At 43.5% G+C, this 22369-nt stretch carries 20 protein-coding genes; 18 read left to right on the top strand and 2 right to left on the bottom strand.

Annotated elements, in window-relative coordinates:
- The first annotated feature begins 17 nt into the window (after positions 1-17).
- The 8 genes from L2096_RS09420 (at position 18) to L2096_RS16140 (ending at position 7679) form a co-directional block, all read left to right on the top strand.
- Positions 18-1481, top strand: coding sequence for an aldehyde dehydrogenase family protein (locus L2096_RS09420; RefSeq protein WP_250365290.1), 1464 nt, complete (start codon positions 18-20; stop codon positions 1479-1481).
- A gap of 29 nt (positions 1482-1510) precedes the next feature.
- On the top strand, positions 1511-2626 hold the full coding sequence (locus L2096_RS09415; RefSeq protein ID WP_250365289.1) for an NAD(P)-dependent alcohol dehydrogenase: 1116 nt from the start codon (positions 1511-1513) through the stop codon (positions 2624-2626).
- A gap of 19 nt (positions 2627-2645) precedes the next feature.
- The gene (locus L2096_RS09410) at positions 2646-2960 is read left to right on the top strand and encodes a 2Fe-2S iron-sulfur cluster-binding protein (protein ID WP_119689646.1); all 315 of its coding nucleotides are present in this window, start codon (positions 2646-2648) and stop codon (positions 2958-2960) included.
- Positions 2961-4202, top strand: coding sequence for an NAD(P)/FAD-dependent oxidoreductase (locus L2096_RS09405; protein ID WP_250365288.1), 1242 nt, complete (start codon positions 2961-2963; stop codon positions 4200-4202). It abuts the gene before it with no gap.
- Between the two features lie 114 nt (positions 4203-4316).
- Positions 4317-5174, top strand: a complete 858-nt coding sequence (locus L2096_RS09400; RefSeq protein ID WP_250365317.1) for an IS982 family transposase — start codon at positions 4317-4319, stop codon at positions 5172-5174.
- A 556-nt stretch (positions 5175-5730) separates the two neighbouring features.
- Positions 5731-5940, top strand: a complete 210-nt coding sequence (locus L2096_RS09395; protein ID WP_004936298.1) for a cold-shock protein — start codon at positions 5731-5733, stop codon at positions 5938-5940.
- Between the two features lie 217 nt (positions 5941-6157).
- Positions 6158-7420, top strand: coding sequence for a 3-(3-hydroxy-phenyl)propionate transporter MhpT (gene mhpT, locus L2096_RS09390; protein ID WP_250365287.1), 1263 nt, complete (start codon positions 6158-6160; stop codon positions 7418-7420).
- Positions 7421-7565: 145 nt separating this feature from the next.
- Positions 7566-7679, top strand: a complete 114-nt coding sequence (locus L2096_RS16140) for a hypothetical protein (protein WP_004936303.1) — start codon at positions 7566-7568, stop codon at positions 7677-7679.
- Here L2096_RS16140 and L2096_RS09385 read toward each other — a convergent pair.
- A complete protein-coding gene (locus L2096_RS09385; protein WP_250365286.1) occupies positions 7642-9081 on the bottom strand; it encodes an aminotransferase-like domain-containing protein in 1440 nt (479 codons plus the stop codon). The genes L2096_RS16140 and L2096_RS09385 overlap by 38 nt on opposite strands.
- A gap of 386 nt (positions 9082-9467) precedes the next feature.
- On the opposite strand from L2096_RS09385, the gene L2096_RS09380 reads away from it, so the two are divergent.
- Both L2096_RS09380 and L2096_RS09375 read left to right on the top strand, forming a co-directional pair.
- Positions 9468-9767 (top strand): hypothetical protein, encoded by a 300-nt coding sequence (locus L2096_RS09380; protein WP_119025456.1) that lies wholly within the window; start codon positions 9468-9470, stop codon positions 9765-9767.
- A gap of 34 nt (positions 9768-9801) precedes the next feature.
- Positions 9802-11211, top strand: a complete 1410-nt coding sequence (locus L2096_RS09375) for a S8 family peptidase (RefSeq protein WP_250365285.1) — start codon at positions 9802-9804, stop codon at positions 11209-11211.
- A gap of 56 nt (positions 11212-11267) precedes the next feature.
- On the opposite strand, the gene L2096_RS09370 is transcribed toward L2096_RS09375, so the two are convergent.
- Positions 11268-12143, bottom strand: a complete 876-nt coding sequence (locus L2096_RS09370) for a LysR family transcriptional regulator (RefSeq protein WP_250365284.1) — start codon at positions 12141-12143, stop codon at positions 11268-11270.
- Positions 12144-12491: 348 nt separating this feature from the next.
- On the opposite strand from L2096_RS09370, the gene L2096_RS09365 reads away from it, so the two are divergent.
- The 8 genes from L2096_RS09365 to hutG all read left to right on the top strand — a co-directional run bounded on the left by L2096_RS09365 (position 12492) and on the right by hutG (position 22314).
- Positions 12492-13649 (top strand): cyanate transporter, encoded by a 1158-nt coding sequence (locus L2096_RS09365; protein WP_250365283.1) that lies wholly within the window; start codon positions 12492-12494, stop codon positions 13647-13649.
- A 117-nt stretch (positions 13650-13766) separates the two neighbouring features.
- Complete coding sequence (gene hutC, locus L2096_RS09360; RefSeq protein WP_076032776.1) at positions 13767-14519, top strand: histidine utilization transcriptional repressor HutC; 753 nt, start codon at positions 13767-13769, stop codon at positions 14517-14519.
- Positions 14516-15094 carry a HutD/Ves family protein gene (locus L2096_RS09355; RefSeq protein WP_250365282.1) on the top strand — a complete coding sequence of 193 codons (579 nt, stop codon included), beginning with the start codon at positions 14516-14518 and terminating at the stop codon, positions 15092-15094. Before hutC ends, L2096_RS09355 begins: the two co-directional genes overlap by 4 nt.
- A gap of 239 nt (positions 15095-15333) precedes the next feature.
- Positions 15334-17010 carry a urocanate hydratase gene (gene hutU, locus L2096_RS09350; RefSeq protein WP_151794707.1) on the top strand — a complete coding sequence of 559 codons (1677 nt, stop codon included), beginning with the start codon at positions 15334-15336 and terminating at the stop codon, positions 17008-17010.
- Between the two features lie 77 nt (positions 17011-17087).
- Positions 17088-18626: a histidine ammonia-lyase gene (gene hutH / locus L2096_RS09345; RefSeq protein ID WP_076032774.1), complete on the top strand. Its 1539-nt coding sequence runs from the start codon at positions 17088-17090 to the stop codon at positions 18624-18626.
- A gap of 64 nt (positions 18627-18690) precedes the next feature.
- Positions 18691-20106, top strand: a complete 1416-nt coding sequence (locus L2096_RS09340) for an amino acid permease (protein WP_250365281.1) — start codon at positions 18691-18693, stop codon at positions 20104-20106.
- A gap of 50 nt (positions 20107-20156) precedes the next feature.
- Positions 20157-21377, top strand: coding sequence for an imidazolonepropionase (gene hutI / locus L2096_RS09335; protein ID WP_250365280.1), 1221 nt, complete (start codon positions 20157-20159; stop codon positions 21375-21377).
- A 16-nt stretch (positions 21378-21393) separates the two neighbouring features.
- On the top strand, positions 21394-22314 hold the full coding sequence (hutG, locus tag L2096_RS09330) for a formimidoylglutamase (RefSeq protein ID WP_250365316.1): 921 nt from the start codon (positions 21394-21396) through the stop codon (positions 22312-22314).
- Positions 22315-22369 lie beyond the last annotated feature (55 nt).

The following is a 22369-nucleotide window of genomic DNA, read 5'->3' as shown; positions in this document are numbered from 1 at the left end:
AAAATTAGGGACCCAACATGAATGCCAGATTTCAAGAACTTTTACCTGAATTGGCTTTGTATGCAGGCAGTAAAAAACTGGATGTTAATCAGACCTTTCAGGATATAAACCCCTGTGATGAAACCTTGATTGCACATATTCCAAAAGCATCTGTGGAAGATTTGAATGCGATTGTCGCAGTAGCGAAACAGGGATTAAATAGTACAGCCTGGCATGAGGTGGCGCCATTACAACGCGAAAATTTAATTCGACGTTTTGCCGATGCAATTGAAAAGGATAGCACTCGTTTGGCGCAATTAGAGTCGATAGATGCTGGCAAACCGATTTCAATCACACAAACAGTAGACATTCCCGCCGTAGTGGCTTGGCTTAAATATTATGCAGGTTGGGCCAGTAAAATTATGGGTAGCGCAGGTGAGCTAAGCAATGTTGCGGGTTCATTTCATGCGTATAGCCGTCGTCAACCTGTTGGGGTGGTGGCCGCAATCACGCCGTGGAATTTTCCAAGTGTTTTGTCAATGTGGAAAATTGCGCCTGCATTAGCAGCAGGCTGCTGCATTGTACTGAAACCTGCGTCAGACACACCCCTCACAGCTTTACGTTTGGCAGAAATTGCACGAGAGATTGGTTTTCCCGAAGGCGTTTTTAATGTCGTGACCGGTAACAGTGATATTGGTCAAGCTTTGGCTACTCATCCGGATATTGCTAAAGTTGCCTTTACAGGATCAACTCAAACAGGACGTTCTATTTTACAGGCCAGTATCGCCGATTTTAAACGTGTAACGCTAGAACTTGGCGGAAAGTCTCCAGTCATTTTGCATAAAGATGCAGATTTGGATAAAGCCATTCCAACCATTGCGATGGGCTGTTTTTTTAATACAGGACAAGTCTGTTATGCAGGAACACGTTTGTACGTGCATCATGACATTTATGATGAGGTGTTAGAGCGTTTAATAGCATTTACCAAAACCCTGAAAATAGGGTCTAGCGATGATCCAAATACGCAATTGGGGCCCGTAGTTAATGCTCGTCAACAGCACAGTATTCAAGAATTTTTGAATAAAGCAGAGCAACAGGGAATCGAGTCACTGGATTTATCCGCAATGACTTTACCCGAACAAGGTTTTTACGTTCGTCCAGCCATTTTAAAAAATGTTCCTGCACATGCCGCGATTATGAAAGAAGAAGTATTTGGGCCAGTACTTGCCACTGCAGCATATCAGAGTTTAGATGAAGCCATTCAACTGAGTAATGACAGCATTTATGGTTTGGCAGCACATCTTTGGACCCGAGATTTATCCATTGCCCATCAAGTTTCAGCAGCGCTGGATGCGGGTACCGTGTTTGTGAATTGTGCTTTATTGGCAGATCCGAACTTCCCATTTGGAGGCTTTAAGCAATCTGGAATAGGTCGTGAAAATGGACAGGAAGTTTTAGATGCATATCTGGAGTCTAAGTCTGTGATTATGGCTTTAAGTTAAAAAATTAAATGGATTAAGGGAATAATACAATGAAAATTACAGCAGCTGTGGCGCGTCAAGCGCATCAGGATTTTACTATTGAACAGGTTGAACTTGATGAGCCTAAAGATCATGAAGTCTTGGTCCGTATTGAAGGTGTGGGGTTATGTCATACCGACTTAGTCGCTCGTGATCGTTTAATTCCGATTCCACTCCCCGCAGTTCTTGGGCACGAAGGGGCAGGTGTGGTTGAAAAAATTGGTAAAGCAGTGACCAAAGTAGCCGTGGGTGATCATGTCTTAATGAGTTTTAACAGTTGTGGTGAATGCCCACGCTGTAAAGAACAGTTACCACCGTATTGTACTCAGTTTCCGCAGCTCAACTATGTCGGTGCGCGCCCAGATGGAAGCTCTACGCTAAAACAAAATGATCAGGCGGTATCGGGTTATTTCTTCGGACAATCTTCTTTTGCCAGTCATGCGCTTGCCAATGAACGTAACATTGTTAAGGTTGCTCAGGATTTACCGATCGAAATTTTAGGACCACTCGGTTGTGGTTTACAAACAGGTGCAGGAGGGGTGATGCGTTCACTGGCTTGCCCTCCAGGTTCGACTATTGCGATTTTTGGCGGGGGGCCTGTTGGTTTGGCAGCGGTGATGGGAGCCGTCATTCAACAGTGCGCAACCATTATTTTAGTTGAACCAATGGCTTCACGTCGTGAACTGGCCCTTGAGTTGGGTGCGCATCATGTGATTGATCCAGCACAGGGTAATATTACCGAACACATCCGCAATATCTTACCGCAAGGTGTCGATTTTGCATTTGAATCGAGTGGACGAGGTGAAGTGGTTGAAGCGGCACTGGCATCATTGGGCAGTCATGGTTTACTTGGACTAGTTGGAGTTCCGCCCAGTGTAGAAACGACACTCAATGTCAATCTGGTATCACTCATTACTTTTGGTCACCGTATTCATGGCATTATCGAAGGCGATAGTGATCTGGATACCTTCTTGCCAGAATTGATTGAACATTATCAAGCAGGCAGATTTCCTTTCGACAAACTTATCAAAAAGTATGCACTAAGTGAGATTAATCAGGCCATACAAGACCAGGCACAAGGCCGCTGTATAAAAGCGGTTCTCATTCCTGAACATGTCCATCATTAGAAAAAAAAAGGAGAGTTTTATGCCAACGATTGCCATTGTCACTCGTGAGGGTGAACGCACCTCGGTTACCGTTGAAAATCAACTTTCACTCATGGAGAACTTGCGAAATGCGGGAGTTGGGGATATTAGCGCTTTATGCGGTGGTTGTTGTTCTTGTGCTACTTGTCATGTGTACATTCTGGAGGGCTATGCTCATTTAAACCCATTGGGTGATGACGAAAATGACATGCTCGATAGTAGCTTATCACGCCGCGAATCTTCTCGTTTAGCCTGTCAGGTCATCATTGATGAACAATGTGATGATCTTGTAGTTGAAATTGCACCGGAGGAATAAATGTCAAATTACGATGTGATTATCGTGGGCACAGGGCACGCAGGCGCACAAGCGGCTGTTGCACTCAGACAACAAGGATTTACTGGATCAATTTTGATGATAGGTGAAGAGTTACATTTCCCTTATGAGCGACCACCATTATCAAAAGAGTATTTTTCTGGTGAAAAAACGTTTGAACGAATTTTGCTGCGTCCAGAACAGTTCTGGCAAGACAAAAAAATTGATCTAAAGCTTGGACAACGCGTGACTCAGATTGATGCTCAGTCACATCGTATTTTAACGCAGCAAAACTACGAATATCACTATAATAAATTGATTTGGGCCACGGGTGGAAAACCACGTCGGCTAAGTTGTGAAGGTGCGGCTTTAGAAGGTATTCATTATATTCGTAATCGTGAAGATGTAGATCGCATTAATCAGGAGCTAGATCGAGTTCAAAAATGTGTGATCATTGGTGGTGGATATATTGGTTTAGAAGCTGCCAGTGCATTACGCAAAATTAATAGAGATGTGACTTTGATTGAAGGACAGTCAAGAGTGTTGGCGCGTGTTGCAGGGCTCATAATATCTGATTTTTATCAGCAATATCATCAGAAAAAAGGAGTTAAACTTTATTTAGGGCAAGGAGTGGATTATCTAGAAGGTGATCAGGGGCGAGTGCATACGGTGATACTTGCCAATGGAACACGAATTGCTACGGATATGGTGATTGTTGGGATAGGGTTGAACCCTGAAGTGAATGTCTTAGTCGAGGCAGGTGCAGCTTTTAGTAATGGAATTGAAACGGATCGCCGTTGCCGAACTTCTCTGGTTGATATTTTTGCAATTGGTGATTGTGCTAATCATGAAAATATTTTTGCCGATGAACAGCGTATCAGACTCGAATCTGTACAAAATGCCAATGATCAAGCAATGATTGTCACCAAAGAAATCTTGGATAAAGGCGAAGACTACGCAGCTGTACCGTGGTTTTGGTCAAATCAGTATGATCTGAAACTACAAACGATTGGGCTTTCAATTGGCTATGACCAGGAGGTTGTACGTGGTGAACCAGCGTCAGGTTCATTTAGTGTTATTTATTTACGTGAGGGTAAAATCATTGCAATTGATTGTGTCAATCGACCCGCTGATTTTATACAAGGAAAGGCGATTATTCAGCAATCAATTTATATTCCAATAGAGCAATTAAGCGATCACAGCCAGGCGCTTAAAGATATGATATTGCGTTATAAAACTATATAACCATATATTTAAACCCTATCATAACCCGAATCGCGGATAAGAAATTGACTTGAAAAATAAGAGAACTAGAGCCATCAGTTGAGTTACCACACCAAACTCACAACTCTAGTCCTGATGTTCAATAGTACCGAATTATTCTGCGTAATTGATGATTTTTTTCTTAAATTTGAATCAACTTATTGGGAGTTTCTTAAACAAAACCGTGGTTCCCTAAGAATCAGAACTGCTCAACTTAAAATTTCAGAAATCTGCTTTATTGCCATTTGGTACAAATGCTCTCATTTCAATAATTTCAAAGCCTTTATCACTTGGTTAAAAGAAGACAAAAGCCATTTATTTAAGTACTTGCCTTGCTATCAAAGGATGATTCATCTGATCAAAAGGCATGAATTGGCACTGCATGCCCTACATGTGGCACTGATGAAAGGCCAAGGTACACAATATTTATGGATCGATTCAACCACTCTGCCAGTTTGTAAAAATCAACGTATTCAGCGTCATAAATCATTAGTCCAAATTGCATCACGTGGTAGAAGCTCAATGGGCTGGTTTTATGGCTGTAAATTACATATTGCGATGAATCAATTTGGTGAAATTGCCTGTTCTGCTTTATCGAATGGACATATTGCTGACATAAAAATGGTTGAGCAATTGGTTGCTGGCCTAAACGGAAAACTTTACGGGGATCGAGGTTACATCAGCCAAGAATTAAAAATTAGATTGAAAGATCGAGGTATTGATTTAATTACATATCATCGGAGGAATATGCAGGCTATTCAACTCTGTGTATCAGATAAATATCACCTAAGGCAACGCAATAAGATAGAAACATTATTCAGTTTATTGAAGGGGCAATACAATTTAGTGACGAGTAAAGCACGTAGTCTTCATGGATTTCTGAGTGGAATTTACGCCTCACTATGTGCATATCAATTAACCCATGGAAATAAGCCAACAATTCAAATTAAGTAATCATCGGCTTAAGCAGGATTCGGGTTAATTATGATTGCTGGTTTTTGTATTGGATTATTTGCATCATTTAGAGAAGAAGGTGATTTTTCAATTTCTTAAGCATTAATGATTAGTTTCATTGTTGGAATTGTGGTGAGTTTACTTATATTTTTAATTGAAATATTTGCAAATTATCTTGATAAAAAATAGTAATGCTGACAATCTTAATTGAAAGTCTTAGGTGCACAAAGATTTAAATCGTGCTGGTGATTTGTTTTTTAAGTTTGAACACGATCTCATCTAATCCCTATTGCTGGATTCACAAGGCTTTGAGCGAGTAACCAACAAAATCCCGAATGAAGTTGCGAAACAGACCCAAGATACGGTTGAATAATTTCATTTTTGCTGTATGCTAATTGCAACTAGAAAAATTAGACGGTTAGTTCAATCTTCTTTAAGTATCGTAGTTTTAGTCTTAATCCTTCGTTTTATAGATCTTAAGCTCAATTTGTTCAATTTTTACAGTTAAATAGTCATCTCGCATGACGCTCCACCCTTAAAATTTATAGGATAGATTATGTCTAACACAGCTACTGGTACCGTTAAATGGTTCAACGAAACTAAAGGTTTTGGTTTTATTCAACAAGATTCTGGTCCAGACGTATTTGCTCACTTCAAAGAAATCGCAACTGACGGTTTCAAAACTTTGCATGAAGGCCAGCGCGTTTCTTTCAACATCGTTGAAGGTAAAAAAGGCCCAAGCGCAGTGAACATCACTCCGCAATAAGGACATCTGTCCAAACAAGAGCACCTTCGGGTGCTTTTTGTTATTTAGAATGAAGTTTTAACTCGCTCGTAGGAGTGATCCAAACAAGATCAATTGAAATAATTATGCTACTCATAATTTAATTCACTATTGTGTAAATAAATAATCTTTGTTAGTTTGAAAAAAATCAAAAACAGCTCGGAAAGCTGATTTATACAAAATAAAAAGGAAGATAAACATGCAAACGGTTGAATCCGGTCTCAAACAGCCTCTTCATTCATCTCATGTAATGATCATTACTTTGGTCTTGTGTTTTATTTTTGCGATTATTGAAGGTTTTGATTTGCAGTCTATGGGTGTTGCCGCCCCACGTATGAAAGCAGAAATGCTGTTGTCGAGCGCCGAGATGGGTTGGATCTTCAGTGCTGCTGTTTTGGGGACTTTACCTGGTGCATTAATTGCAGGACGTATTGCCGATGTGATAGGTCGCAAAAAAGTGTTAATTGCCTGTGTCATTATTTTTGGTGCAATGTCTCTCATTACGCCTTTTATGCAGGAATATACAGCTTTATTAGCGATTCGCTTTCTGACTGGTATCGGCATGGGTGGCGCACTGCCAATTGTGATTACCATGGTGTCTGAGGCGGTTCCCGATAAACATAAGGCCACGGCAGTTAGTTCAATGTATTGTGGTATGCCAATTGGCGGTTTTTTGACTTCCGTAGTTGCACTAGGCCTAGATGCAGATCATCAATGGCGACATATTTTCTATCTGGGGGGCGGGGCGCCACTTCTTTTAGCCGTTGTTCTTTATTATTTTTTGCCTGAATCGAAAGCCTATCTGAAAAGCCATCAACGGCAAAGTACAAAATACAGTATGTCTGAGGTGTTATTTTCTCAAGGACGAACCCGCACCACCGCCAGTTTATGGATCAGTTTTTTTGGAACCTTACTGGTGCTGGCCTTGCTACAAAACTGGCTTCCTACACTGATTGCCGGTTTAGGATTAACTAAGCATCAAGCAAGTTATATTCAAATGGGATTTAATCTGGGAGGTTCTGTTGGGGTGTTAGTTCTGGGCCTGATGCTCGATCGTTTCAATAAAATTATGATTGCGATGTGCGCATATACCGGAATCTTCCTGTCATTGATTGGTTTGGCCTATTCGCATACGACTGTTGCCTTCACGCTCTCCGCCGCAGGGTGTGGTATGTTTGTTATTGGGTGTCAGTCGATTTTGTATACATTGGCTGCAACATATTACCCTACAGAAATGCGGGGGACTGGCGTTGGTGCGGCAGTGGCGTTAGGACGAGTTGGCGCATTTATCGGGCCACTTTTCGCAGGCTATTTACTGAGCGTTGGCCAAAGTGAAATCTTTGTAATTGCCTCCAGTATTCCCATGATTTTAATTGCTGCACTCTCCGTACTGTTTTTACTGTACCGACCAAATCATCAGCCAGTTACCGACACGGTGGCATCTTCACTTAAATCTTCCTGATCGGCTAAACCTAAAGCTTGACTCATTCAGCGCCTCTTGTGCGCTGTTATGGTCTGTTATAGTGTATTCATCAAAAATTGTATCTACCAGTTTTCCTATGGTCTGCCACACTCTGAAGTGTCATATTCAATCAGGAGTGGACAGCATGAACTTTTTATTTCGTAAAAATAAAGCCTGGTTTGTTTTTTTTATCATTACATTTTACTCATTTCTGGGCTTTTTTATGGGTTATCTGATTTGGGAATATGCATTGAATTGAGTGCAAATTGTCGCTTAATCGACTGTGCGAGTTGTTGAAGTGCCTGCTCAATGGTGGCGTCAATTTCAAACGAACAGTTTAAGCGCAAATGATGCGCATGTTCGGGACGCTGATTAAATAAATAACCTGGCGCAATTCCAATCTGGTGCTGTAGAAGATCTTGGTACAACTGTTGACTGTCTAGCTGTTCTGGAAGAGCAATCCACAAAAAATATCCAGAAGGATAATAATGTATGTGGCAAGTCGCTGGTAGTCGCTGTGTCAGTATTTCGTAATATTGATCTTTAAGACGTTTTAAGTTGCTACGCAACTGCTTTAAATGTTTGTCGTAATAGCGTTGAGACAGATATTCGACCAATGTACTTTGAATCAGCGCATTCACAGAGATGGTGCTCATCAGTTGTAAATGCTGAATTTGCGCCGAGAATTGTGCAGCATACACCCAACCTACACGAAATCCTGCGCCTAATGTTTTAGAAAATGAACTACAGTGTATCACTCGATGATGTCGATCAAAGAATTTCATCGAGTGTGGTTTGTGTACGCCGTAATACAACTCCTCATAGACATCATCTTCAATCAAGTACACATCATGCTCGTATAGTAATGCTGCAAGCTGTGCCTTAATTTCATCACACACGGTAAAACCAATTGGATTCTGGCTATTGAGCATCAATAAACATACTTTTATAGGGTAGGTGATCAGTGCTTGCTTAAAAGCCTCTAGATCGAGTCCGTATTCAGGATGATCCGGTAATATGATCACATTTAAACCCAGATTTTCTGCGGCTTGCCAAGCACCATAAAAAATGGATTCTTGTAGCAAAATATAATCGCCTGCCTGAGTAAGCGCGCGTAGTGAAAGATTCAGTGCATCTAACCCACCCGAAGTGATCACGATATCTTCTGGGTCTGTCGGAATACCCTGCATGCAATAGCGCTGCGCTATGTATTTGCGTAATGCATAATTTCCTGGTGGAAGGCTTGGCATTTGCTGATAAGCCGCTTTATGTTTAGCTTGTCGAGCCAATGTATGCATCAGCTGCGCTGAATAAAGTAAACGGCTGTCAGGAAAGGCACTTCCAAATGGCACAATATGCTCAGACTGAATCGACTTTAAATAACGAAATACCCGTGAATTGATTTCGATATTGGTACTCTGAACCATGTTATGTGTGCCCGATGCAGGCACTGGAGGGACAGCAACAAAGTATCCAAGCTTTGATTTAGAATAAATTAACCCTTGAGCTTCGAGCTCCTGATAGGCATTTAAAACGGTCATTAAGCTAAATCCTGAAATTTGGACTTGCTGTCTAAGCGAGGGAAGTTTGTCATGGGCTTTCCATGTCCCTGTTTCGATCAATCGCTTTAAGCTCAGTGCCAGTTGTTTGGATTTTTGCATATGATGGTCATGTGATTTGTCTGGATGACTATAACAGATTGTGTATGGATGCTTAAACCAGCGTTTTTTACTTGGATAATTTGGAAGTGCTCAAATGGTTTCAGGCCTTAGGTAAATTTCAAAGATAAAATTATTTGTGTAACAAAAAATTTAAATGACATATTTATTACAGCATAAATAACTTCAAGATAATTGAATTTAAAGCGTTTTTTTATTTTATAAAGATATGATGATTTTAACTTAGTATTTTCAAGAATTCTTCGTCAGTTTGTAGCTAGTTTTGATAATGATTCTCAGGTATGTTCGCTTGAAATTTGATCATGGATGATCTGGTTTTATCGATAGATCAGCCCATCACATCAACCTCAATTCTACACGGATGAAACATGCGAATTGCTTCTATTTTGCTATTAGTTATTGTGCTTCTGACGTTATTGTTTTTTTATTTTCAACCATCTGAGACAGCTATCCCAATCAAGCAAAGTACTGCACAAGCTCAAGCAGGGCAGCTTGATCAGCCATCTCACCTAAATAATATCACTACTCAAGACGTGACATCTCATTCAGTTACTCAAGCAGAGCGGCAAGCATCCGACAGCGCGCCACTTGCCGATACCAAAAGTGATCTGAGCATTCAGCCCATAGATCCAGAAAAGGACCCGGGTAATCAAATTATTAAACCCTAACGTTTCTTCACCCAACAAAAATGGAATTAAACACATGCATAAGTACATGCTATTCATTGTAAGTATTGGATTGGGAATAACATCAGCGCACGCTCAGCTTTCATCTGAACAAGCTCGGGCGAAACTGTCTGCACAGGCACTACAAAAAGTTGCACAAGGTAAAATTAATCTGGATGCACTATTGAATAATGCATCCAATGATTTGATTGTCGAGACGAATCATGCACAGCCATTAACAAGCACATCCTTAATTACACAACTACATCAACAAAAACAGAATTTAAGACAACGTCTATACGTACTTGGCGGTGTGCAGTTAATGCGTGATTACAATGCATTGCCTTTGACTTTTTATCGAATTCAACAGCGTGATACTTTGGTAAAGTTGCTCAATGATCCAGAGGTCAAAGCGGTTTATCCGAATACAGCGTCTAAAACCATGGCCAATGAAAATCTGAATCTGATTGGCCAACCAGCAGTAAAATCTAAAGGCTATACTGGTCAGGGAACATCGGTGGCAATTTTAGATACTGGTGTAGATTATCGTTTAAATGATTTTGGAAACTGCACACGTGCCGGCACACCAGCCAGTTGTCGGGTCAGCTATGCTATGGATATGGCACCAGAAGACAATCAACTTGATGACAGTGAAAAACACGGCACCAATGTTGCAGCGATTGCTGCCACAGTCGCGGCAGACACCAAGATTATTGCTATGGATGTTTTTCGTGGCAAACTGGCGTATGACAGTGATATTGCAGCGGCATTAAACTGGGTGACCAACAATGCCAAAACCCTCAATATCAAGACTGCAAACATGAGTCTTGGGGGAGATTTAAATACTTCGACCTGTACAGGCTCATTATCAAAAAGCTTTCAAACGCTACGTGAAGCAGGTGTATTACCCGTCGTTGCGGCTGGAAATTCGGCTAAATCCAATGCCATTTCATATCCGGCCTGTTTACAGGGAGCAGTCAGTGTAGGAGCAGTGTACGACTCAAATATTGGCCGTGTCATGTATAGTTCATGTACCGATAGCAGTTCTTATGCAGATAAAGTCGCTTGTTTTAGTAACAGTTCTGCAAATTTAACATTACTTGCACCGGGTGTTCGAATTTCAGGTGGTGGCATTGTTATGAGCGGTACTTCTCAGGCAACACCGCATGTAGCGGCTGCACTGGCCATTATTCGAGCCAATAATGCCTTTGCAAATGATAGCCTCGACGAGAGCGTCAATCGACTCAAAAATAGTGGAACATTGGTGACCGATACTCGAAATGGTTTACGTTTTTCTCGTCTCAATCTGGCCGCAGCATTAAGTAGTTTAACAGGCACTCCAACGCAAAATAACACGGCAACGTTTGATCAGAACAACAGCACAGCTGCACCTGCGACACCAACAAAATGTACCAGAACATTATTTTTTACCAGTTGCCGCGGCTAGCTTGAATCATTGAACTGAGTGTGATCGCTCAAAATGCGTGGCGATCACATTTCCTTTTACTCAGCACTTATCGATGTGGATGACGCAAACTGATGCAAACGATTTTGTAATATTTGTGCCATTTGTGTGGCTAGTTCTGAGATAACGCCATCTTTTTCCCAGCGATAAAGCGATACCGCCATAGCGGGTGCTCGCCCAAAGACGCTGTATTCGCGAACATTGTATCCTTGTGTGGCTGCCACGGGCAAAAGCGAGATGCCTAATCCTGCTTCAATACCGACCAAAACACTGGCAAGGCTATTGCTTGAAAAAGCGACATACCAGTGTTTACGTTCACGTTCAATAAAATCAAACATTTCGTCGCGGTACAATCCACCTTGCGGAAAGGTTACCAAAGGAATGGGATCGGGCCATACTTGACTAAAATGCTGACTTTCAAACCAGGCAATTGCTTCTGGAAATGTTGCAAAATGATCTGCACTGGCCATCGGTTCCTTCACAACCACTATATCAAATTGTCCTGCGCGATAGCGTGTCATTAAATCACGACTTAATCCTGCCGTGACATCAAGCCGGATTGAACGGTGTGCTTCACTAAAGCTATGCAGTAATCTCGCCATTTCCGTATTCATAATATCTTCTGGTACTCCAATACGGATGGGAATACTGCCTGTGGTTGTGCTCAGTACATTTTGTGCTTCAAGTTGCAAGGCCAGAATACGTCTGGCGTATCCCAAAAGCGACTCGCCCGCTGTGGTCAGTTTTAAAGAACGGGACTGGCGCTCAATCAAAGGCTTACCGACAGCGTGTTCTAGCCGAGCCAGTTGCTGACTGATGGTCGATTGGGTCATATGCAGTTGATCTGCCGCCAAGGTAAAGCTTCCCGTTTCAACAATCGCCACAAATGCCCGAAGTAAACGAGGATCAAACATGTGGTGCTCCCAAATCGCTACAACGATCCTAAAAGTAAGTATTTATAATCTTAATGTATTCGATTAAATAATTTAATTTCTAAATATAAAAGATCATGTTTATGCTGAGTAATGAGAATGTACAGAACGGTTTTGCTGAGTAGTATAAGAAACAAGAATATCTAAAAACTTGAGGAACATTTGAGTGAATGTGGATCGTGAGTTTTTACGCCATTTGCCAAGCAATCGATGCAAATTTGTTATGTTCCTACTCGCCCAGAACATCTCCCAGAGATCTATGCGTACTGGCAATCCATTAACATACCCAATCAACAGTGAGTAAATCAGGTGACCAATCGAGCTTTATTGATGATAACAGTGGCTTTAGTGGGGTTAAATTTGCGGCCCTTTATGACCAGTATTGGCCCTGTGGTCAATCGGATTAAAGCCGATATGGGCCTTGGTTTACAAGGGATTGCACTGCTGACATTGGTTCCTATGCTGCTCATGGGGGTGATTGCGCTGCTGGGCCCGTGGATACACAACACTTTGGGTGAGCGAAAAGCCAGCCTGATAGCTTTAACTCTGATTTGTATAGGATGTGCGTCTCGATTTATCGCGCCGAATGGCTTATTACTGATTGGTACGGCAGGCGCAATTGGGCTGGGTGTTGCGATGTTGCAAGTGACATTTCCAAGCTTGATTAAACGAGAGTTTGCCGATCAGATGGGACCCATGATGGGGCTTTATTCTGCCATGCTCATGGGAGGCGGCGCGCTTGGCGCATTTTTAACGCCTCTGATCACAGCACAATATGGATCGTGGCAGTTTGGCCTTGCAATTTTTAGTGTTTCGGCACTGGTTGCGCTGCTTCTTGCGGCACGTTATTTAGCTCAGCCATCACAGCATAAGCTTCAATCAGCTTCGATTTCGCTGTTTTTATCACAACCGCGCACGTGGTTGCTGATTGTATGCTTTGGGCTGATTAACAGTGGTTATACCAGCATTGTGGCATGGCTGGCACCTGCTTACCAAGAATTGGGCTGGAGTGCTAAATCAAGCGGAAACCTCATGGCGATTTTAACGCTTTGCCAAGCCATTTCCGCTTTAGTTTTGCCTTATTTGGCCCGGAAAAATCAAGATCGTCGGCTATGGCTCAGTGCGGCACTGGTGATGCAAATTGTAGGTTTTGCTGGCTTGGTTTTTATTCCTCAGATGTTTGCCTATGTATGGGTAATGCTGATTGGCGCAGGTTTAGGAGGCTGTTTTGCACTGATGATGATTATTGTGCTGGATCACTTATCTGATCCAGTCATGGCAGGTCAGCTTTCTGCACTCATGCAAGGGGGCGGTTTTTTAATTGCCGCAATTGCGCCATGGTGGGTTGCCATTTTGCATGATATAACAGCGAGCTATACCACCGCTTGGATGCTACAGTTGTTCATGGTGATTGTGGTCACTACTTTGGTGTATAAATTTAATCCTCGCCATTATGCCGATGTAATCGATGTAGAGGGAAAAAGATGAATTTAAAGCGATGAAAAAGCTACAATCAAATAAAAATTCATATGTACAGTCTTGTATATACAATTAAAGCTAAATCACGCTAAAATATACGAGTAAATATTCTATGAGCCGGAACTGATGTCAAGACCTACCACACACAATGATCTGGAACTCTCGCTGGCACAAGACAGCCCTGTTCCGTTATATCTGCGTGTAAAGCACATGATTTCACAGCGTATTTATGACGGGACTTGGCCTGTAAACAAAAAGATTCCATCTGAAAGTGAATTGGTCAATTTGCTTGGCTGTAGCCGGATGACAGTAAATCGAGCACTTCGAGAGCTGACCACTGAAGGCTTACTGGTTCGTATTCAGGGCGTTGGGTCATTTGTTGCAGAAGGACAAGGGCGAACTGCGTTATTTCAGGTCAATAATATTGCTGAAGAAATATTGGCTCGAAATCATAAGCATCATGCCCAAGTACTGGTGCTTGAGAAAATTCAGGCTAATGCCGAACAAAGTGTGTTAATGCAAATTCGTGAAGGGCAGACACTGTTCCACTCGATCATTGTACATTTTGAAAATGATGTACCTGTCCAAATTGAAGATCGTCTAGTCGATCCGGTCATCATTCCTAATTATCTTGATCAAGACTTTCAAAACATTACACCTAATGCATATTTGATGTCTAAGGCCCCGGTAACTGAAGGTGAACACGTGGTCACTGCCATTCTCGCAACAGCACAGGAATGTAAATGGCTTAAAATTAATAAAACTGAACCGTGCCTGCTGATTCGGCGTCGTACATGGTCGAACAAGCAATTGGTTTCAAGCGCAAGATTGATTTATCCGGGCAGTCGCTATTTTCTGGAAGGTAAATTTACCCAATGATGAAACATCTTCTGGCCTCAGACTATAAAAAAATGCGCTGGAAGAATGGTTTGGGATATACGCTGGAATTGGCTCGAAGTGCTGGCGATGATCTGGCGCATTTTGAGTGGCGAATTTCCATGGCGGATGTTTCTGCATCTGGTGCATTTTCCAACTTTTTGGGAATGCAACGCATCTTGAGTGTATTAGAGGGTGCAGGGCTTTGTTTGAACATTGAGGGGATTGTCCATCAACTCAATAAGGGCCAAAGCATTTGCTTTTCTGGCGAGCGTAACGTATTTGCCGAATTGTTAAATGGGCCGGTTCGTGACTTTAATCTGATTTATAACCCAAATCTTTGGCAAGCGCAGCATGTACGCTTGGCTGCAAAGTCGGCGCAAACTCGTCATATTTCGGCAGATCTTATTTTTCTGTTTAATGCCTCGACCGAGCCTCAGGTACTACAAATAAATGGAAAATCCTGCCTGCTTCTGCATTATGAAAGTATACTTTTAGATCGGCAAGAAGCGGTAAAATCCATACTGACGATTTCTGGAATTTTTAAGAATTTGTGCATAATTGAATTAAGAAAGTAAATTTTTGAATGGATCAAAGCAACACATACAGCCCTAGGTTGTATGTGTTTTTTTATGGTGTATAAAAATTAAAACAATAAAAAACATTGTCTTATATATTAATTTCCACAATTTTTAAAAAAGCATCTTTTCATTAAAAAGGATTTGTGTAGTATATGGATGTATATACAAGTTAATACATCACTATACGGTGAAGTGAGATTAAATTTCACTTCAAACTCAAAGGAAGGAGTCCTCTTGTGACCACAGCAACAACCAAATTCCGTGATATCGAAATTCGTGCACCTCGCGGTACAAAGCTCAACACCAAAAGCTGGCTGACCGAAGCACCATTACGCATGCTGATGAACAATCTTGATCCAGATGTGGCAGAAAATCCGAAAGAACTGGTGGTTTACGGAGGGATTGGTCGTGCTGCACGAAACTGGGAATGTTTCGATAAAATTGTCGAAACCCTTAAAAATTTAGAAATTGATGAAACTTTATTGGTTCAATCGGGCAAGCCTGTCGGCGTGTTTAAAACCCATCAAGATGCGCCACGCGTCCTAATTGCAAATTCAAACCTTGTGCCGCACTGGGCCAATTGGGAACATTTTAATGATCTCGATGCCAAAGCCTTGGCAATGTACGGGCAAATGACAGCAGGCTCTTGGATCTACATTGGTAGCCAAGGAATTGTGCAGGGAACCTATGAAACTTTTGTAGAAGCTGGTCGTCAGCACTACAACGGCAATTTGAAAGGGCGCTGGGTATTGACCGCAGGTTTGGGGGGAATGGGCGGTGCTCAGCCACTTGCTGCAACGCTGGCAGGTGCTTGTTCTTTAAATATCGAGTGTCAGCAGGCGAGTATCGATTTTCGTTTACGCACACGCTATGTCGATGAGCAAGCAACAGATTTAGACGATGCACTGGCGCGTATTAAAAAATACACTCAAGAAGGTCAAGCTGTTTCTATTGCCTTGCATGGAAATGCAGCAGAGATTTTACCTGAACTGGTGCGCCGTGGAGTACGTCCAGATATGGTGACAGATCAGACCAGTGCACATGATCCGCTCAATGGTTATTTACCTGTAGGTTGGACATGGAATGAATACCGTGAGCGCTCTAAAATCGAGCCAGAGCAGGTGGTTCAAGCTGCTAAAAAATCGATGGCGCAGCACGTTCAAGCCATGCTTGATTTTAAGAATATGGGCATTCCAACCTTCGACTATGGCAATAATATTCGCCAAATGGCCAAAGAAGTGGGTGTAGAAAATGCATTCGATTTTCCAGGTTTTGTACCGGCCTATATTCGTCCACTTTTCTGTCGTGGAATAGGGCCATTCCGCTGGGCTGCACTTTCGGGAGACCCAGAAGATATCTATAAAACTGATGCGAAAGTGAAGGAGTTAATTCCTGACGATGCGCATTTACATCGCTGGTTAGATATGGCACGTGAGCGAATTAGCTTCCAAGGTTTACCTGCACGTATTTGCTGGGTCGGGTTGGGCCTGCGTGCCAAACTCGGATTGGCATTTAACGAAATGGTTCGTAGTGGTGAGTTGTCAGCACCAGTGGTCATTGGGCGTGATCATCTCGATTCTGGCTCGGTGGCAAGTCCAAACCGTGAAACCGAATCGATGAAAGATGGCTCTGATGCTGTATCGGACTGGCCACTTTTAAATGCACTACTGAACACAGCAGGTGGTGCGACATGGGTATCATTGCATCATGGTGGCGGTGTCGGAATGGGCTTTTCTCAGCATTCAGGTGTGGTGATTGTCTGTGATGGCACAGACGAAGCAGCAGCACGTATTGCACGAGTTTTAACGAATGACCCTGCAACTGGTGTAATGCGTCATGCCGATGCAGGCTATGAAATCGCAATTGATTGTGCCAAAGAGCAAGGATTAAACTTGCCAATGATCACGCAATAACTTGCTCAAATTGAGGTGATAGATGCTGATACCGAATCAGCATCTAAAATAAATATAGCGCAAACAGGACGCCAAACATGGAACTCTTACTTCAACCGGGCAAACTCACCCTCGCAGATTTACGCCAAGCTTATCATCAGCCGATTAAGGTAAAACTCGATGAGAGCGCATCTGCGGCGATCAATGCCAGTGTGGCCTGTGTCGAAAAAATCGTAAACGAAGGTCGCACGGCCTATGGCATTAATACAGGTTTTGGCTTACTCGCATCGACCAAAATTGCACCTGAAGATTTAGAAAAATTACAACGCTCATTGGTGCTGTCACATGCAGCAGGGGTGGGCGAACCACTCGATGATGCTATGGTGCGCTTAATTATGTTGCTTAAAGCCAATAGTTTAGCACGCGGTTTTTCAGGCATTCGCCGTAAAGTGATTGATGCACTGCTCGCGCTGATCAATGCGGAAGTCTACCCGCATATTCCCTTAAAAGGCTCTGTGGGAGCTTCGGGCGATTTGGCGCCACTGGCCCATATGTCGCTGGTATTACTTGGTGAAAGTAAAGCGCGCTATCAAGGACAGTGGATTTCAGCAGTTGAAGCCCTTAAAATAGCCGGCCTTGAGCCGATTTCACTGGCAGCTAAAGAAGGTCTGGCGCTGCTCAATGGAACACAGGCCTCTACTGCCTATGCCTTGCGCGGACTCTTTGAAGCAGAAGATCTCTTTGCAGCAGCAACCGTATGTGGTGGTTTAAGCGTTGAAGCCATGCTCGGATCACGCGCGCCGTTTGATGCAAGAATTCATGAGGTACGTGGTCAGCGCGGGCAAATTGATGTTGCAGCAGCATATCGTGACTTACTGACAGAGTCGAGTGAAATTGGGTTGTCGCACGAAGAGTGCAGTAAAGTTCAAGATCCGTATTCACTACGTTGTCAGCCGCAAGTAATGGGAGCGTGTCTGACGCAAATTCGTCAAGCAGCTGAAGTTCTTGAAATTGAAGCGAATGCAGTGTCTGACAATCCGCTGGTCTTTGCGGCAGAGGACGATGTGATTTCGGGAGGAAACTTCCATGCAGAGCCTGTGGCGATGGCTGCAGATAATTTGGCACTGGCAATTGCGGAAATAGGCTCGTTGTCAGAGCGTCGTATTTCCATGATGATGGATCGCCATATGTCACAGTTACCGCCTTTTCTGGTGGCCAATGGTGGTGTCAACTCTGGCTTTATGATTGCACAGGTGACAGCAGCTGCATTGGCAAGTGACAATAAAGCACTTGCACATCCTGCCAGTGTCGATAGTCTACCGACGTCTGCCAATCAGGAAGACCACGTATCCATGGCACCAAATGCCGGAAAACGCTTGTGGTATATGGCCGACAACGTACGTGGCATTCTGGCGGTAGAGTGGCTCGGGGCATGCCAAGGACTTGATTTCCGTGAGGGATTGAAAAGTTCACCAAAACTTGAGCGCGCGCGGCATTTATTGCGTGATCAAGTGCCTTATTACAGCGAAGATCGCTTTTTTGCACCTGATATCGAGCAAGCCAGCGCGCTACTCGCAAGCGGGTGCCTAAATGCGTTAATTCTTCCAAAATTATTGCCGAGTTTGTCTGAAGTGTGATCTATAAATCGGTCACATGGAGTGGCCGAATCTAACTGAATTTCCTCAAGGATTGGAGATTAAAATGTCACAACACTCCACATTACAGCGGGGGTTGAATACCCGTCATATCCGTTTTCTGGCCTTAGGCTCTGCCATTGGAACGGGTTTATTTTATGGTTCAGCAACAGCAATTAAAATGGCAGGCCCTTCGGTCATCTTGGCGTATATCATTGCCGGAATTGCAATTTATATCGTAATGCGGGCGCTGGGCGAAATGGCGGTACATAACCCAGTATCGGGTTCATTTAGTCATTATGCCTCGCAGTATATTGGGCCGCTCGCCGGCTTTACCACCGGCTGGACTTATGTGTTTGAGATGGTGATTGTGGCACTGGCCGATGTCACCGCATTTGGGATTTACATGGGGTTTTGGTACCCCGATGTACCGCGCTGGATCTGGATCATGTCATTGATCATGTTTCTGGGCGGGATTAACCTCATTCACGTTAAAGTATTTGGTGAGCTTGAGTTCTGGTTGTCAATTGTCAAGGTCACTGCCATTATCGCCATGATTGTGGGTGGTTTGGGCCTGATGCTTTACGGTTTTCATGCAGATCATTCGAGCTTTACACCGGGATTACAAAATCTCTGGATTCATGATGGCTTTATGCCAAACGGCATTGCAGGACTGATTGCCTGTTTGTCGGTGGTGGTGTTTGCTTTTGGAGGCATCGAGATTATTGGGATTACCGCAGGTGAATCACAAGATCCGAAAAAGACCCTGCCGAAAGCCATTAATGCAGTACCGGTACGTATTTTACTATTTTATGTGCTGACTATTTTTGTATTAATGTCGATCTTTCCATGGAACCAGATTGGCAGCCAGGGTAGTCCCTTTGTACAAATTTTTGAAAATTTGGGCATTGGTTCCGCTGCCACGATTTTAAATATAGTGGTGATCACCGCTGCAATTTCGGCCATTAACAGTGATGTATTTGGTGCAGGGCGTATGCTGTACGGCATGTCGAGTCGCGGACAAGCCCCTCAAATCTTTCAAAAGCTTTCTAAGAACGGCGTGCCATGGATGACCGTGGTCGTTATGGCGGGTGTGTTGCTGGTTGGCGTCATTTTAAATTATCTTATCCCTGAAAATGTATTCATCATTATTGCCTCGATTGCCACTTTCGCGACGGTGTGGGTATGGTTGATGATTTTGCTTTCACAAGTCGCGATGCGTCGCAAACTTTCTGCGGCTGAAATCAAAGCGCTCGATTTCCCAGTGATTGGCTGGCCAATTGCACCAGCCTTCGCAATCATATTTATGCTGTTTATTTTGGCGATGATGGGATATTTCCCAGACTCCCGACCTGCGATTTATGTGGGTGCCGGCTGGCTGATTTTACTCTGGATTGCTTACATGATTTGGGTGAAACCCAAGCAAGGTCATCTAGAAGAAGACACCCCAGCGCTTGAGCACCGTGCAGAAATGGAACGATAACACTTAAGCAGCATCCGTATCATGTGCGTGTGCTGCTTCAGGAAAAAACAATGAAAACGCTTTGGAAAAACTGTCACATGGCAACTATGCGTGACGGTCAATATTCAATCATAAAAAATGCGGCATTGATCAGTTCAGGTACACATATTGACTGGATTGGTCGAGAACAGGACTTGCCTGATATTACACATATACAGGTCTGTGACTTGCAAGGACGCTGGGTGACACCGGGACTCATTGACTGCCATACCCACAGTGTTTTTGGTGGCGATCGAAGTTTAGAGTTTGAGCAGCGTCTTGAAGGGGTGAGCTACGCCGAAATTGCAGCACAAGGAGGGGGGATTGCCAGCACTGTGCGTGCAACCCGCGCCGCCACTGAAGATGAATTACTGGCTTCGGGTCTCAAGCGCGTTCGTGCCCTGTTAAGAGACGGTGTGACCAGTATTGAGATTAAGTCGGGCTATGGGCTGGACTACACCAACGAACGAAAAATGCTGCGGGTGATTCGTCAAATTGCCAAGCAGCTCCCCATGACCGTGAAGAGTACCTGCCTTGCGGCACACGCCATGCCACCAGAATATAGCAGCACAGATCAAGATGCATATATCGATCATATCTGTAACGAGATGCTACCTAAGCTACATGCCGAAGGCCTGATCGATGCGGTAGATGCATTTTGTGAATATCTGGCTTTTACGCCAGCACAAGTGGAGCGCGTGTTTCAAACGGCGCAGCAGCTCAATCTGCCAGTCAAGCTTCATGCAGAACAGCTTTCTGCATTGGGGGGAGCCACACTGGCAGCACGTTATCAGGCACTTTCAGCAGATCATCTGGAGTATTTAACCGAGCAAGATGTGATTGCGATGGCAAAAAATAACACCGTTGCGGTTTTATTGCCTGGTGCTTTTTATTTCTTACGCGAAACAAAATATCCACCAGTGGCTTTGTTGCAGCAACATGGTGTGCCAATTGCCTTGTCGAGTGATCTAAACCCAGGAACATCGCCTGCGCTTTCTTTAAGACTGATGATGAACATGGGCAGCACCTTGTTTCGACTAACACCTGAACAGACACTGGCTGGTGTAACCCTACATGCCGCACAGGCTTTGGGTTTACAACATTCACACGGTAGTCTGGAAGTGGGTAAGGTGGCCGATTTTGTCGCCTGGGAGATCGAACACCCCTCAGAACTGACCTACTGGCTGGGCGGAGATTTGTCCAAGCGAATTATTCGTCATGGTCAGGAAATTGAATATTCAGTTTATGCATGAGGTAAAGGGAATGACAATTCACCCAAGCTTTCAGTGGAAAGGGCGTCACGATGGTGATGGCACAGCGCATTTACGCTTTCACCATCTTGTGGGGCAAAGCACGACGGCTACGTATACGCTGATCGGGTTTGCATCCGATGAAGGTGTACGACGAAATCATGGCCGGATGGGAGCGTCGCTTGCGCCAGATGCAATTCGCACTCAGTTCAGTAATTTGCCGGTTCATCAAAGTATTTCGATTTCAGATTGGGGCACGATTTACTGTGAAGATGCTGCACTTGAAGCTGCGCAGGAGCAACTTGCGACAGCAGTAGATGCATGTTTGCAACAGGGCAGTAAACCTGTGGTACTCGGTGGCGGTCACGAGGTGGCTTTTGGAAGTTTTTCTGGGTTATTTCGGCATGTCTTAAATCAAGATTTAAATAAAAAAGTTGGCGTCATTAACTTCGATGCTCACTTTGATTTGCGTGAAGCCACTCAAGTCACATCAGGTACGCCTTTTTACGATGCCGCAATGCTATCTGCACAACATGGTCAAGAGTTTCATTATTTATGCTTAGGCGTTGCCAAACATTCAAATACTCAAGCCTTATTTGAAACAGCCGAGCGGCTTCATTGCGACTATTTGTTCGATCATGAGCTAAATAGCAGCAATCTTGATGCGGTATTGCGAAAAATAGATACCTTTATAGCGCGTGTAGATGAGCTTTATATCACGATTGATCTCGATGTTTTTCATGCCAGCATCGCTCCGGGCGTAAGTGCACCGGCCGTTAAAGGAATCGATCTGGCTATTTTTGAACCCCTGCTGCAACGCATCAAGGCAAGCGGAAAAGTAAAAGTTTTGGACGTTGCAGAATGTAATCCAAATTTTGATCTCGATCATCGGACAGCGAAGCTTGCGGCGTACATTATTTATCTGTACATGACAGATTGAGGCGGTTTGCTGCAACGCAAAGTTGTTTACATTTAATGCGACATCTGGTGTCGTA

Origin of the sequence: Acinetobacter sp. ACZLY 512 (assembly GCF_023614015.1) — a bacterium.
Lineage (GTDB): Bacteria > Pseudomonadota > Gammaproteobacteria > Pseudomonadales > Moraxellaceae > Acinetobacter > Acinetobacter soli.
The sequence above is the reverse complement of the archived record's forward strand: the minus strand, read 5'-3'. Positions and strand labels throughout refer to the sequence as shown.

Excerpts from the sequence above, each read along its gene's own strand:
- hutI (WP_250365280.1), top strand. The coding sequence starts at position 20,157 with ATGAAAACGCTTTGGAAAAACTGTCACATGGCAACTATGCGTGACGGT.
- L2096_RS09375 (WP_250365285.1), top strand. The coding sequence starts at position 9,802 with ATGCATAAGTACATGCTATTCATTGTAAGTATTGGATTGGGAATAACA.
- L2096_RS09370 (WP_250365284.1), bottom strand. The coding sequence starts at position 12,143 with ATGTTTGATCCTCGTTTACTTCGGGCATTTGTGGCGATTGTTGAAACG.
- hutC (WP_076032776.1), top strand. The coding sequence starts at position 13,767 with ATGTCAAGACCTACCACACACAATGATCTGGAACTCTCGCTGGCACAA.
- L2096_RS09340 (WP_250365281.1), top strand. The coding sequence starts at position 18,691 with ATGTCACAACACTCCACATTACAGCGGGGGTTGAATACCCGTCATATC.
- L2096_RS09355 (WP_250365282.1), top strand. The coding sequence starts at position 14,516 with ATGATGAAACATCTTCTGGCCTCAGACTATAAAAAAATGCGCTGGAAG.
- hutH (WP_076032774.1), top strand. The coding sequence starts at position 17,088 with ATGGAACTCTTACTTCAACCGGGCAAACTCACCCTCGCAGATTTACGC.
- L2096_RS09400 (WP_250365317.1), top strand. The coding sequence starts at position 4,317 with ATGTTCAATAGTACCGAATTATTCTGCGTAATTGATGATTTTTTTCTT.
- L2096_RS09410 (WP_119689646.1), top strand. The coding sequence starts at position 2,646 with ATGCCAACGATTGCCATTGTCACTCGTGAGGGTGAACGCACCTCGGTT.
- L2096_RS09380 (WP_119025456.1), top strand. The coding sequence starts at position 9,468 with ATGCGAATTGCTTCTATTTTGCTATTAGTTATTGTGCTTCTGACGTTA.
- mhpT (WP_250365287.1), top strand. The coding sequence starts at position 6,158 with ATGCAAACGGTTGAATCCGGTCTCAAACAGCCTCTTCATTCATCTCAT.
- L2096_RS09385 (WP_250365286.1), bottom strand. The coding sequence starts at position 9,081 with ATGCAAAAATCCAAACAACTGGCACTGAGCTTAAAGCGATTGATCGAA.
- L2096_RS09365 (WP_250365283.1), top strand. The coding sequence starts at position 12,492 with ATGATAACAGTGGCTTTAGTGGGGTTAAATTTGCGGCCCTTTATGACC.
- L2096_RS09415 (WP_250365289.1), top strand. The coding sequence starts at position 1,511 with ATGAAAATTACAGCAGCTGTGGCGCGTCAAGCGCATCAGGATTTTACT.
- L2096_RS09395 (WP_004936298.1), top strand. The coding sequence starts at position 5,731 with ATGTCTAACACAGCTACTGGTACCGTTAAATGGTTCAACGAAACTAAA.
- L2096_RS09420 (WP_250365290.1), top strand. The coding sequence starts at position 18 with ATGAATGCCAGATTTCAAGAACTTTTACCTGAATTGGCTTTGTATGCA.
- L2096_RS09405 (WP_250365288.1), top strand. The coding sequence starts at position 2,961 with ATGTCAAATTACGATGTGATTATCGTGGGCACAGGGCACGCAGGCGCA.
- L2096_RS16140 (WP_004936303.1), top strand. The coding sequence starts at position 7,566 with ATGAACTTTTTATTTCGTAAAAATAAAGCCTGGTTTGTTTTTTTTATC.